At 71.7% G+C, this 12,395-nt stretch carries 10 protein-coding genes; 3 read left to right on the plus strand and 7 right to left on the minus strand.

Features of this window, described 5'->3' with window-relative positions:
* Positions 1–393 precede the first annotated feature (393 nt).
* Genes OHT51_RS03335 through OHT51_RS03345 form a run of 3 tightly spaced genes read right to left on the minus strand, consistent with a single transcriptional unit; the run spans position 394 to position 4,384 of the window.
* Positions 394–2,301, minus strand: a complete 1,908-nt coding sequence (locus tag OHT51_RS03335) for an acyl-CoA synthetase (RefSeq protein ID WP_328877356.1) — start codon at positions 2,299–2,301, stop codon at positions 394–396.
* The gene (locus OHT51_RS03340; protein WP_328877357.1) at positions 2,298–3,260 is read right to left on the minus strand and encodes a fumarylacetoacetate hydrolase family protein; all 963 of its coding nucleotides are present in this window, start codon (positions 3,258–3,260) and stop codon (positions 2,298–2,300) included. The genes OHT51_RS03335 and OHT51_RS03340 overlap by 4 nt, the downstream gene beginning before the upstream one ends.
* Complete coding sequence (locus tag OHT51_RS03345; RefSeq protein WP_328877358.1) at positions 3,257–4,384, minus strand: VOC family protein; 1,128 nt, start codon at positions 4,382–4,384, stop codon at positions 3,257–3,259. The genes OHT51_RS03340 and OHT51_RS03345 overlap by 4 nt, the downstream gene beginning before the upstream one ends.
* A gap of 138 nt (positions 4,385–4,522) precedes the next feature.
* On the opposite strand from OHT51_RS03345, the gene OHT51_RS03350 reads away from it, so the two are divergent.
* Positions 4,523–5,173, plus strand: coding sequence for a TetR/AcrR family transcriptional regulator (locus tag OHT51_RS03350; RefSeq protein WP_328877359.1), 651 nt, complete (start codon positions 4,523–4,525; stop codon positions 5,171–5,173).
* Positions 5,174–5,297: 124 nt separating this feature from the next.
* Positions 5,298–5,924, plus strand: coding sequence for a TetR family transcriptional regulator (locus OHT51_RS03355; RefSeq protein WP_328877360.1), 627 nt, complete (start codon positions 5,298–5,300; stop codon positions 5,922–5,924).
* A gap of 14 nt (positions 5,925–5,938) precedes the next feature.
* On the opposite strand, the gene OHT51_RS03360 is transcribed toward OHT51_RS03355, so the two are convergent.
* The 4 genes from OHT51_RS03360 to OHT51_RS03375 form a co-directional block, all read right to left on the minus strand.
* Positions 5,939–6,796, minus strand: a complete 858-nt coding sequence (locus OHT51_RS03360; protein ID WP_328877361.1) for an SDR family oxidoreductase — start codon at positions 6,794–6,796, stop codon at positions 5,939–5,941.
* Positions 6,797–6,821: 25 nt separating this feature from the next.
* A complete protein-coding gene (locus OHT51_RS03365) occupies positions 6,822–7,676 on the minus strand; it encodes a transferase (protein ID WP_328877362.1) in 855 nt (284 codons plus the stop codon).
* Positions 7,673–8,953, minus strand: coding sequence for a glycosyltransferase family 4 protein (locus OHT51_RS03370; RefSeq protein WP_328877363.1), 1,281 nt, complete (start codon positions 8,951–8,953; stop codon positions 7,673–7,675). Before OHT51_RS03370 ends, OHT51_RS03365 begins: the two co-directional genes overlap by 4 nt.
* Before the next feature lie 64 nt (positions 8,954–9,017).
* Positions 9,018–11,165, minus strand: a complete 2,148-nt coding sequence (locus OHT51_RS03375; protein ID WP_328877364.1) for an alpha-galactosidase — start codon at positions 11,163–11,165, stop codon at positions 9,018–9,020.
* Between the two features lie 117 nt (positions 11,166–11,282).
* On the opposite strand from OHT51_RS03375, the gene OHT51_RS03380 reads away from it, so the two are divergent.
* Positions 11,283–12,320: a LacI family DNA-binding transcriptional regulator gene (locus OHT51_RS03380; RefSeq protein ID WP_328877365.1), complete on the plus strand. Its 1,038-nt coding sequence runs from the start codon at positions 11,283–11,285 to the stop codon at positions 12,318–12,320.
* Positions 12,321–12,395: the final 75 nt, after the last annotated feature.

Raw genomic sequence — 12,395 nt, forward strand, 5'->3', positions numbered from 1 at the left:
CCCGACCGCGGTCGACCCGGCGGGGCGCACACCGCTGTCGCGGGGCGCGTCCATGCCCCCGTGCCGGCCCAGCACAAAAACCATTCCCCCTATGTGCCGCCGGTCGGCGGCCAATGGTCCGTCAGCCAAGCAGATCCGGACACGGGGGTTCAAGGCTCCGGAGGAGGTCTAGACGACTTCAGGTCCAGATTTGGCGAATTCGGGCACCAGATTGCGCCAAATCTTCGGAGCGTCGCGCCCCGACACGGCGATCGTACGGTTCAGGACAGTCCTGACCGTGAGTGGAGCGCAGTTGCGGACGATGGAACCGCGGACCGGCCGTCCCTGAGGAGCATCCTCATCAAGGTCGAATGAGGGCACCCCGGCAACGGCCGATGCGCGGGAGGAAATGCCTCAGCCCTCCCCCTGCTGCTGTCCGGCGATGCGGCAGGGCACCGCGAAGTTGCCGACCCGGCGCTCGACTTCGGCCCTCATGGCGGCGGGCGCCGAGGCGCGCAGCGTGACGGTGACCGCCACCGACCCGGAGTCGGCCTCGGCACTGACGCCTGCCACGTCGTCGATGCCGGCGAGGGCGTCGGTCAGTACGCGGCGGGCGGCGTCGGCTCGCAGGGGAAGCTTGAACGGCTTGCCGACCGCGGTGACGGGGAGCGTGTCGAGGACGCGGACGGCCTTGGGCGCGGCGGCTGCCTCGCCGACGTACTCGGCGGCCCAGACGAGAAGGTCGTCCTCGGTCACCGCGGGGTCGGCGATCGTCACGTACGCCACCGGCACCTCCCCCGCCCGCCGGTCCGGCTGTCCGACGGCCTGGGCCCCGGTGACCGCGGGGTGCGCGAGCAGGGCGTCCTCGATCACCCGGGGGTCGATGTTGTGGCCGCCCCGGATGATCAGGTCCTTCGCGCGCCCGGTGAGGTGGAGGAAGCCGTCCTCGTCGAGGTAGCCGAGGTCGCCGGTGTCCAGCCAGCCGTCGGCCACCCTGCCCTGACTGCTGATCAGATAGCCGTCCCCGTCGCGGCCCTGGACGTATCCGGGGAAGACCGTGGGCCCGCTGATGAGGATGGCGCCCACCTCACCGCCCGGCCGTTCCTCGGCTGTGGCCGGGTCGACGATCCTGATGTCCTGGTACGGCAGCCGCCGGCCGACGGAACCGGACCGGCGGACCTCCAGGAACCCGCGGACGCTGGCGCAGGTCGCCTCGGTCAGGCCGTATCCCTCCAGCAGGGGAATTCCGGTCGCCGCCTCGAAGTCGGTGCGCACGCCGTCGGGCAGCGCGGAGGCGCCGACCATCGCGCACCGCATCGAGCCGATGTCGGCCCCGTCGACCGGACACGACGCGAGGACCGCGTACACCGTGGGCACGGCGCTCATGGCGGCGATCCGGTAGTGCTCGACGATGCGCCAGAACTCCGCGTACAGCGTGATGTCGCGGTATCCCAGCGGTCCGGCCCACACGACCTGCTGGCCGCGCAGCAGCGGTGCGAGCAGGGTGACGACGAGTGCGTTGACGTGGAACAGCGGCAGGGCGGCGAAGACGACCGAGTCCTCGTCCAGGACGGAGTTGGCCGCGATCATCCAGGCGTCGGTGACCTCGTTGGTGTGCGTATGGGCGGCGAGTTTGGGCGCCCCGGTCGTGCCGCCGGTGTGGAAGAAGGCGGCGAGGTCGGCGGCGGTGGGCGGCTCGCCGACGAACCGGTCGTGCGGGCGGTCTGCCGCGACGTCGCAGAGGCGGGCCACGACGGCGTTCTCCACGGCGGGCAGCGCGGCGGGCTCCTGCCGGTCGGCGGTGGGACCCAGGACGAGCACGTGGTCCACCAGGCCCTGGCGGGCGAGTGCGGCGCTGGTGGCGAACGCGTCGGGGTCCAGCTCCGGGGAGGCGGTGATGACCACGCGGGCACCGGCCCGGCGGACCAGCTCGGCCACATGGTCACCGGCGAGCGCCGGGTTGACCGGGGTGACGATGCCGGCGAGTTGGGCGGCAAGGAGCGCGGTGACGAGTTCGTCGCAGTTCGGGGAGAGCAGCGCGACGGTGTCGTGGCGGCCAACGCCCAGGTGGTGCAGGGCGTTTGCCGCCTGGTGCACGTCGGCGAGGAGGTCCGCGTAGGTGCGGTTCCTGGGGGTGCGCCAGGATTCCGCGTCGGGCAGGACCGTCAGCGCGGTCCGCTCGGGCCACTCCTCGGCCGCTCGCCGCAGCATGTCGTACGAGGTGCCGGGCAGCCCGCGTGCGGCGAGCGGCGTCGCCTCGATGACGGCCAGGTCGTCGGGGTGGTCGTAGCGCGGCCATGCCATGGGGGTCTCGGTGGTCACGCGTACCTCACCTTGTTCTGCTGGGTGCCGAGGTCGATGGCGCCGTCGGGCGTCCGGATGGACAGCTCCAGTACGTCGCCGTCGTGGAGGTATTTCGGGTTCTTCGCCTGGGAGTTGAAGAACGCCTTCCACTTCATCGCCGGCGGCAGGAGCGCGCCGATGATCTCCACCGGCTTGGGCGGCGCCTTGAGGGCGGTGCCGCCGGGCGTGCCGGTGAGGACGAGGTCGCCCGGTGCGAGGGCCTGGAAGCGGGAGAGCTCCTGGAGGGCCTGGAGCGGGCTGTAGATCATGTCGGTCAGGTCGCTGCTCTGACGGATCTCGCCGTTGACCTTGAGGACGAGCCTCAGCTCGGAGAGCCGGTCGAGTTCCGCGGCGTCGAGCAGGACCAGGGCGGGGCCGGCCGGAGTGAAGGTGGGGTAGGACTTGGCCTCGTAGAACTGGGTCTTGGGCAGCTGTACGTCGCGTGCGGAGACGTCGTTGGTGATGACGAGGCCGGCGATGTGGTCCTTCCAGTTGGCGGCGGTCACGGTGGCGCCGACTTCGAGGGGACGTCCGACGACCAGGCCGAGCTCGATCTCGTAGTCGAGGAAGCGGACATGGGCCGGCTTCACGATCTCGTCGAACGGGCCGCTGATCGAACCGGAGGTCTTGCGGAAGAACGTCAACGGGACGGTCTCGTGGTTCATGCCCGAGTCGCGCACGTGGGAGACGTAGTTGGTCATCTGCGCGACCACCCGGCACGGCGCACTGACCGGGGAGACCAGCGGGAGTTCGGCGATGCGGCGCGGCTGCCGCGCCGACCGGCTGCCCGAGCGGGCCTCGGCCAGGGCCATGTGGACCGTGACCACGTCGTCGAGGAGTTCGGCGGTCGTCGTCGCGGAGGTCTGGACCGGGACGGCGTGGCCCTCGTCGAGCGCGACCCACCAGGCGTCGGAGGTACGGAGGACGGAGAGGGTCATGTGGAAGCCACTTTCAGCAGGCCGCGCAGGCGTTCGAGGTCGAACTCGTTGTCGTCGTTCCGGAGGGCGGTGATGATCGAGCGCAGCTCGGCGAGGGATTCGCGGCCGGGTGCCATGCCCATGAAGTCCTTGGTGGCCGGCGGGCCCCACTGCGCCAGGCCGGAGGCCGTCATGGGCGCCCAGCCGGGTTCCAGGGTGGAGTCGAACATGTCGCTGTCGGTGAAGTGCTCGACGAGGAGGCCGTCGGGGTCTCGCCAGTAGTCGAAGATCTGGCTGCCCTGGATGTGCCGGCCGATGCCCCACGAGCGCCGGTAGCCCGCGCCGAGCAGGTGCTCGCCGCCGGCGGCCAGCGCGTCGAGGTCGGTCACCTCGTAGGCCGAGTGCACATACCGGTTGGAGGGGCCGAGCGTCAGGGCCAGGGTGTGGTGGTCGGTCAGGGTCCGGCCGCGGTCGCAGCGGATGAAGCTCATGGTGGGGCCCCGCTCGCGCTGGCCCTCGTAGTAGAGGAAGTCGCTGACGATCAGGCCCAGGTGCTCCAGATACCAGTTCAGCGTGCGCAGGTAGGTGGTCGTCTGGAGGACGACGTGCCCGAGGCGCCGCACGCCGGCCGGTTCCCGCGGCGGGCGCTGCGTGGCGTTGGTGCGGTCGAGGCCGCCGCAGAAGTTGAACGCCTGCGACCGCTGTCCGGCCACCGCGGGCAGCTCGTCCGCGTCGGCGACGACGCGGACCCGCAGGCCGCCCGGGTCGAGCAGGTCCACGGCCGATCCGCCCAGGGGCTCGGGCAGCGGGTGCACCCGGGTGCCGGTGCCGTCGGCCAGCCGCAGCAGGTCGCGCGTGTCGGCCGCGCGGAAGGCAGGGCCGAGGAACCGTGACTTCCGGCCCCTGCGGACGATCACGCAGGGGGCTCCTGCCCGGGTGCCCCGCAGGTGCAGCTCGCCGCCGTCGCGGTACGACGTGACGAAGCCGAACGCCCGGGCGAAGGCCTCGGCGCGGTCCAGGTCGGGCTTGCAGAACTCCAGCCACGCGATGTCATGGACCTTGATCACCGGGTTCGCCGCCCGGCCCGGATGCTCTCCGGGGAGCGCTCCCTGCTCGGAGTGCAGGTCGTTGTGCGTGCCACCCACGGCCACCACCTCCTGAAGAAATATTCACTTCCGAACTTGCCGTCAGTCAATAGAACTGAAGAAATATTCAGGAAACAAGTGCGGGGCGGCTAGAGTGCGGGGTGAAACGAGTGACGGGGTGGCATGGAGGATGGCGTGATGGCCGAGCGGACCGCATCCGGGCGAGTCGACCGGCGCAGGGCGCGGACGCGCACGGCACTGGTGGGCGCGGCACAGCGACTGCTGGCCGAACGGCGGACGGACGTCCCCATCCTGGAGATCACCGAGCTCGCCGACATCGGGGTCGGCTCCTTCTACAACCACTTCGACAGCAAGGAAGAACTCTTCCGCGTCGCGGTCGAGGAGGCGCTGGAGTGGTGGGGCACGCTGATGGACCGCCTCAGCGCGGACATCGAGGACCCCGCGGCCGCCTTCGCCCAGAGTTTTCGGCTGACCGGCCGGCTGCACCGCCGCCACCCGGAGCTGAGCCGCGTCCTGCTGAGCCAGGGGCTCGAACTGGCCCACTCCCAGCGCGGTCTGGCGCCCCGCGCGTTCCACGACATCCGGGTCGCGGTGGACGCGGGGCGGTTCGAGGTGGAGGACCTGGACCTCGCCCTGACGATGACGGCGGCCGCGGTGCTGGCGCTGGGCTCCTTGCTGCACGCCCAGCCCGACCGTGACGACGCCCGGTCGGCGGACCTGGTCGCCCGCAGTCTGCTGCGGCAGTTCGGGATCCCCGCCGAGGAGGCCGCGCGGATCTGCTCCCTTGACCTGCCGGACCTCGACGTGGTGGACACGCTCGTCGGCTGACCCGGCGCCGGTCCTGCCGTACCGGCGCCGCTCCTGCTGTAGGGGATGCTCCAATTAGAGTGGACGCTTCAGGACATGATCGTTCACAGGGGTCCGAGGCCCTGTACGACCGGAGGGGCACCCCATGACCAGGCCGGAGACCGCGCGCAAGAAGCGCGCCAACGGGGTGGAGTCACGTCAGCGCATCCTCGACGCCGCCGTGGAGATCGCCGGTGAGCGCGGCTACGACGGCACGTCCATCGCAGCCGTCAGCGCCAAGTGCGGGCTGCCCGCCAGCTCCATCTACTGGCATTTCAAGGACAAGGACGATCTGATCGCCGCGGTCATCGAGCGCAGCTTCGAGGCCTGGCTCACGGCCGTCGAACTGCCCGGCGAGGAGACCGGTACGCCCCTGGAGCGGGTGACCACCATGGCCGCCAACGTGGCCAAGTCACTTGTCGACGCACCGGACTTCCTCCGCCTCGGCCTGATGCTCGCCCTGGAGCGACGCCCCACCGAGCCTCGGGGCCGCACGGCGTTCCTCCAGGTCCGTGACATCACCCATCGGAAGATCGCCGAGGTGGCCGCCACCCTGTTCCCCGGCCTGGACGAGCAAGCCGTGGACACCCTCACCACCTACGCCATCGCCGGCGCCGACGGCCTGTTCGTGCAGCGCGAGGTCAAGGGCGAGAGCGTCGACCTCGTGGCGTTGTTCGAGCTGCACGCACAGGTCGTCCACGACGCGGCGACCCGGATGGCGGCGGGGCGCTAGGCATTGCACGAGGACTACGAGACGGCCCCGGCGGACCGTGCCGTGAACGCGCGCGCGTGCTCAGCCGCCCACTGTCCGAAGGTACGGGCCGGCCGGCCGGTGACCTTCTCGACGGTGTCGACGACCGTACGGCCCACCTCCGGGGTGTTGCCGTACGCCTCCAGCAGGAAGCCGATGACGTCCTCTGGGTGACCCGCCGCCCGCCACTGGGCGACGGCCTGCTCCTGCGTCAGCTCGACGAGGGCGATCTCCCGGCCGCGGGCGGCGGCGACGGCTGCCACCTTGTCGGTGACGGTGAGCAGTTCGGGTCCGGTGATCACGTACTCCTGGCTCCCGTGGCCCTCCTCGGTGAGTGCGACGGCGGCGACGGCGCCGATGTCGCCCTCGTGGACCATGGCGCTGAGCCGGGAGACGAACGGCTCGCGGACCTCGTCCGAGGCCACGACCCCGTCCGCCCACTCCAGGGCGTTGGCCATGAACTCGACCGGCATGAGGACGGTCCAGTCCACCCCGTCGGCCGCCCGCACGGCGTCCTCCAGCGGGGTCGGCCCGCCGCCGTGCAGCACGGTGACCCGGCGCGCGCCGGCCGCGCGTGCGAGCTCCAGGATGCGCGGACCGGTCTCCAGCGGGGCGAAGTAGGCCCCGCCGAAGGTGATCAGATGGAGGCCGGTGACTCCTTCCAGGGCCGGGACCAGGCCGTCGGGCTCGGTCAGGTCGCCCCGGACCACCTCGACGCCGGCCGGGAGGTCGGACCTCGCCGGGTCCCGGGTGAGCGCGCGGACCGCGTGGCCGCGGGCGAGCAGCTCGGCGACGACCTGACGGCCGACGGTTCCGGTGGCGCCGGTGACAAGAATCTTCTGCGTCTGAGTCATGGAACGACCGTACGGAGGCTTGCGGTCAGGTTCTGTCCGCAAGTACCGAGAGGTCGTTGTCGACCGTGTAGTAGGGGCGCACCACCGAACCACCGACATCGGCTGCCGGAAACACGAAGATCTCCTTGCGGTCCGCCACGTCGTCCAGCAGGCGGCCGACCCGGACGGGCGCCGCCCCCTCCGCAGGTCCGGTCTGCACGAACAGGTCCCAGACACGGTTCCCGGTCCCGCCGTCGGCGACCAACTCGCCGTACTCCACGGTGAACCGGAACCCTCGGCCGTCGTCCTCGGGCTGCGGCACAAGGGTCAGTACGGTGCCGCCGCCACCCCGAAGCCGCAGGCGGACAGTGGCACCCCCGGCCGGCGAGGCGCCGTGCAGGCGGGCCCTGACCGTCATCGAGCGGTCCGTGATGTCGACGCCCTCGACCTCCGCGTGAGCGGGACGCAGCCATGCCCGCACCGCGAGGTAGCCGTCCTTGGTGGCGTACGGGATCCGCACGGCGACCGGCGACCGCCGGTCACTGCGGTGGCCGTCGACGAGGGTCCGCAGGTCACGCAGCCCGGGGCGCAGGCGCTGTCGTGGCGCGCCGGGTTCGGGGAGCAGGTAGACGTCCCACCGGCCCTCGGCGAGTACCGGCTGCGCATCCAGTGCGGCACGCAGACGCCCGTCCTCCGCGGGTTCCAGGTCGAGGGCGTGGAGGGTCTTCTCGGGCTCCCCCTTCTTGGGGCGCAGTCTCAGAAGCAGTTGGGCAGTGGTCGACGGTCGCTGCAGGACAGCGGTCGCGGGATGCTGGAGGGCGAAGGTGATCCGGCCGTCTGCGTCGACCGTGCAGTCGGCCCGAAGGTTCGTGCCACTCGCCGTGCCGGGTTCCGTGCTCATCGCTGCCCCTTCCGTACCGTACGCAGCGCGCGCGAGGCCACGGCGTACGCGGCGTCGCGTGTGGCGAAGCCCTGGCTGACCAGGGTTCGCTGTATTCGGCGGGGTATCGGCCCTCTGTCCGGTGGTGTTCCCGGCCGCCCGGTCCCGCGCGCCGACCTGGCCTCGTCGATCAGGCGCTCGGCCTGCTCCAGGACGGGGACCGGGGCGAACCGTCCCGCGTTCCGGACGGCCGTACGGCCCATCTGTCGGCGCCGTTCGTCGTCGCGGACGAGGTCCAGCAGCGCGGCTGCCATGGCGTCGGGGTCGCCGACCGGTACCAGCCGACCGTCGATGCCATCGTTGATGATCTCGCCGGGCCCGTAGGGGCAGTCGGTGCTCACCACGGGCAGGCCGCAGCGCATGGCTTCGACGATGGTCATGCCGAACGGTTCGAAGTTGGACGCGCTCGCGGCGATCGAGCCCTTGACCCACTCCGCCTCCATGGGGGCCGCGGCGCCCATCAAAAAGGCCTTGTCGTACAGGCCGAGGCTCTCGATGAGCTGCCGTAGCCGTGCCTGTTCCTCCCCCTTGCCGTAGATGCGCAGGCGCCAGTCCGGGTGTTCGGCGGCGACCTGGGCGAACGCCTCGATGAGCAGGTCGTAGCGCTTCACCGGGACCAGCCGTCCGGCCGCGACCACGACCTTGGCGGTGCCGTCCGCGGCGGGCAGCACCGGATCGGGGACGCTGTTCGGCAGTGCCTCGACCCGGACACCGGGCAGCCTCATCTTGCGCCGGTAGGCGGCGGCGTCCGCCTCCGTGACCGTGGTCAGCACGTCGAGCCGGCGGTAGGCCCGGCGCAGTGTGGTGCGCAGCCGGGGCGGGTGGTTGTCCAGGGTGAGGTGCTCCTGCCCGATACGGATCACGTGCTCCGGCGCCTGGCGCGCGAGGTGCACGTTGAGCCCGGGCCGGGTCCCGATGACGACTTCGGCGTCGGTCGCCGCCAGGCTCTCGCCGATCCGCAGGTCGGTCAGCTCGCTGTACTGCCGGTAGCGGTACTCGGCGACGGGGAACACCTTCGCGGGTCTGAGATGCAGGGGATGTTCCTTCTCGTGCCGCAGGTCCACCAGTGGTCTTAAGGACACTCTCGGGTCCAGGGCGAAGTTCGGACGGTCCCGGTGCCGCAGCACGGAGACGATCTCCACCTCGTGACGGTCGGCCAGGGCGTGCGCCAGGTTGAAGGTGGTGGCGATCGTGCCTCCGATCCCGTAGGCGTTGTGCAGCAGGAAAGAGATCTTCATGGCGGACTAGACCGCGCCGAACACCCTTTAGTTGCCTGTTGTTATATCTCCGTTGTCTTGCAGGTCATCGCGGCATTGCCGGTCGGGCGACGAGGCGGACCAGGAGAACGGCCGGCGTACACGGCAGCGACACCCGCAGCCCGCCCCGGCTCCAGACGGCCGATGCGGGGGACACGGAGGACGGGTGCAGGATCTCCGCGCCGACCTCTCTCCCCGCCAAGTGCCCTACCGGCAGGATCAGTTCGGGATCGCCGCCGCGCCGCCACACCAGGACGTACGACGTGCGGTCGTCGGGCGTCCGCATCCCGAGGGCCAGCCACTCGTCGGTCCAGCCTGGCAGCCCGAGCGGCCAGAACGGCACCGCCCGCGCCAGGTCCCGGCGGATCGCCTTGTATGTCGCCACCGCGCCTCGTACGAGGGCGAGTTGGCGCTGCGACATGCGGTCCAGGTGCCCCGACAGATGGATCCGGCCGAGCAGGGCCCCGCCGAGCGTGAAGGCGATCAGGTCATCGTCGAAGCCGGGCTGCGGGTACGCCCAGACGGCGCCCTGTTCGGGCGGTACGGCGGTCGGTGCGGCGGCGGCGATGGGCGGGGAGCGCAGGGGGTCCTGCTGGTCGCTGGTGGACTGGAGTTGGGTGACTGCCAGTGTGGCGCCGTCCATCCGCATGCCGCCCGAGGCGCAGTTCTCGATCACCAGGTGCGGGTGGCGGTCCAGCACCTCGGAGAGCCAGTCCAGGTAGGCGTGGGCGTGGCCCAGCAGCCCGGCTCCCGGGGCGAGGTCGCCGGGGGCGAGGGTTCCGGGATCGATCACGATGTTGTAGTCCAGCTTGAGGTAACCCACGCCCCAGTCGCCGACGATGCGATCCACCGTCCCGTCGAGGTGCGCGCGGGCCGCCGGATGGCGCAGGTCGAGCTGGTGGCGGCCCTGTTCGGTGAGGCGTATGCCGTCGCGCTGGAAGAAGGCCTCCGGCGGGAGCGCGGCGGCGACCGGGCTGCGTACGCCGACGACCTCGGGCTCCAGCCACAGCCCGGGCACCATGCCGCGCTCCCGGATCCGGTCCAGGACCGCCCGGATGCCGCCTTCGGGGAAGCGCCGCGGCGAGGGCTGCCAGTCGCCGACGCTGTCCCACCAGCTGCCGTCCGCCGAGTCGTCGTACCAGCCGGCGTCCACGCAGAAGTACTCCGCACCCGCCCGAGCCGCCGCGTCGACGAGCGGCAGCAGCTTCTCGGTGGTCGGGTCGCCCATGAGCGTGTTCATGTAGTCATTGAAGACGACCGGAAGTGCGGTGTGGTCGGGGTGCGGACGGCGTACTGCGCGGCGGTACGTGGTCAGCGCGCCCATGGCCGCGTCGAACCCGGCACCTAGGGCCAGCACGCCCGCCACGCCGGTGAACTGCTCGCCCGGCGCGAGCCGGACCCGCCATTGATGCTCCGCGTCCGTGGGGCCGTTCAGCGCCAGACAGGTGCCGCGTGCGCTCTCGCCCAGGTCCCAGCGCCAGCCGGCCGGTGACTCGATCTGCCACAGCCAGGTCCGGCCGCTCGCCCGCTCCGTCAGCGCCCCCATCGGCAGGTGACCGTCAGTGGGCCAACTGCCGCGCCCCACCAGGGCGAGGGCGGCGCGGCTGCCGTGCTGGTGGACGTCGACGTTGATGTCGGCGATGCAGGCGCGCAGCGGCTCGGTGTACCAACGGCACTCCGCGAGCCAGTCGTTGCGCGCCCGGAGCACGTCGAGGTCGTCCGGTGCGGGCAGGCCGCCGACGAGGAGGCTGCTGACGGACTGGACGACGAGGGGCTCGGGGCCGTCATTGCGGAGCCGAACCCGGGAGCGGAGCACCGGCACTGCGCGGGGCGACGTCAGCTCGACGAACGCCGTCAACCCGGTGTCCGGGTCGTGGAGTTCGACGGTCAGCCGGTCCAGGTTCCCCCGGCTGCCGGTGCGGTGTCCCCGGTACGTCAGGCGCGTGCCGAGGGCTGTGCCGGTGAAGCGCGGGCCGGACCAGCCGCTGCCGTGCCCGAGGGCAGTCAACTCGACGAGGGGGAGTGCGGATTCCGGGTCGGCGAGTCGCGCCGCTCCCGGCCGGTCCAGCCCGACGAGCCGCAGTGTTCCGTCCGCGGCGACGGCGAACTCGGCCCGCAGCGCCGAGTGCCCCCAACTGAACGCGTCACGTGGGTGGTTGGCACCCCTCTGCGCCACGTCAGCCGCACCGGTCAAGGTGCCTTCCTCTCCCGACCCCGCCCCTTCCACACCGCCGGAAGGGCTCGCGCGCGTCGCATGAATCCCTCGTGGCGGTCTCTTGACGACCTCTATGTGACCGGTCACAATCCTGGCATGCATGTGACCGGTCACACAAGGCGTCCGGCGAGCATCAGGGACGTCGCGACCGCCGCCGGCGTCTCGTACCAGACCGTCTCCCGGGTGATCAACCGCCACCCCAGCGTCAAGCCGGCCACCCGGGACCGGGTGCTCACCGCCATCGACGAACTGGGGTTCCGGCGCAACGCCACCGCGCTCGCCCTGGCCAGCGGGCGCAGCAGGGCCGTCACCGTGCTCACCGCGAACACCACGCACTACGGCCATGCGTCGATCCTCCAGGGCGTCGAGGAGGCCGCTCGCGCGGCGTCTTACGCGGTCGGGATCGGCGTCCTGGAGTCGGCGGACGAGGCCGCGGTCGCCGCGGAGGTGCAGCGGGCCGCGGACGCGGGCGGCGGACTGATCGTGATCGCGTACGATCCGGCCGGTGTGAAGGCGCTCGGCGCCGTCCCCGCCGAGCTGCCGGTCGTCGGCGTGGTCGAGACCCCGGCGAGACCGCCCGCCGCGGGCCGCCCCTGGGTGTGGACCGACGATCGCGAGGCCGCGTACGAGGCCACGCGCCATCTGCTCTCCCTGGGGCACGAGACCGTGCATTACGTCGCCATCCCGTCCAGCACCCGGCGCACCAGCGCCCGCACCGGCGGCTGGCGTCAGGCGCTGCGCGAGGCCGGGGCACCCGAACCCCCTGCGGTTCAGGGCAGTTGGGGGCCTTCCGGCGGGCACGCGGCGGGGCTGAGGCTCGCGCAGGACCCGGCCGTATCGGCGATCCTGTGCGGCAACGACGACCTCGCGCTCGGGGTGCTGCGCGCCCTGCACGAGGCCGGCCGCTCCGTCCCCGGCGAGGTCAGCGTGGCCGGGTTCGACGACGCCCCGCACGCCGCGTATCTGACGCCGTCCCTGACGACCGTACGCCTGGACTTCACCGGCCTCGGACGGGCCGCGTTCGCCCTACTGCACGCGGTGCTGGAGGAGGCCGCGCAGATCACCCCGCACCCCGTGTCCGCACCTGAGCTGGTGGTCCGGGAGAGCTCGGGCCCGCCGCCTGCCACTGCCTGAACTCCCGCCACCTGCCGCTGCCTCAACCCGACTCCGCGTAACCGCCCTGATATCAGCCGCACTTGGAGCAGCCAC

Source organism: Streptomyces sp. NBC_00299 (assembly GCF_036173045.1).
GTDB classification, from domain to species: Bacteria; Actinomycetota; Actinomycetes; order Streptomycetales; family Streptomycetaceae; genus Streptomyces; species Streptomyces machairae.

What these genes read in the sequence shown, in the direction of transcription:
- OHT51_RS03340 (WP_328877357.1), bottom strand. Translation starts at nt 3,260, where the DNA reads ATGACCCTCTCCGTCCTCCGTACCTCCGACGCCTGGTGGGTCGCGCTC.
- OHT51_RS03350 (WP_328877359.1), top strand. Translation starts at nt 4,523, where the DNA reads ATGGCCGAGCGGACCGCATCCGGGCGAGTCGACCGGCGCAGGGCGCGG.
- OHT51_RS03355 (WP_328877360.1), top strand. Translation starts at nt 5,298, where the DNA reads ATGACCAGGCCGGAGACCGCGCGCAAGAAGCGCGCCAACGGGGTGGAG.
- OHT51_RS03360 (WP_328877361.1), bottom strand. Translation starts at nt 6,796, where the DNA reads ATGACTCAGACGCAGAAGATTCTTGTCACCGGCGCCACCGGAACCGTC.
- OHT51_RS03365 (WP_328877362.1), bottom strand. Translation starts at nt 7,676, where the DNA reads ATGAGCACGGAACCCGGCACGGCGAGTGGCACGAACCTTCGGGCCGAC.
- OHT51_RS03370 (WP_328877363.1), bottom strand. Translation starts at nt 8,953, where the DNA reads ATGAAGATCTCTTTCCTGCTGCACAACGCCTACGGGATCGGAGGCACG.
- OHT51_RS03380 (WP_328877365.1), top strand. Translation starts at nt 11,283, where the DNA reads ATGCATGTGACCGGTCACACAAGGCGTCCGGCGAGCATCAGGGACGTC.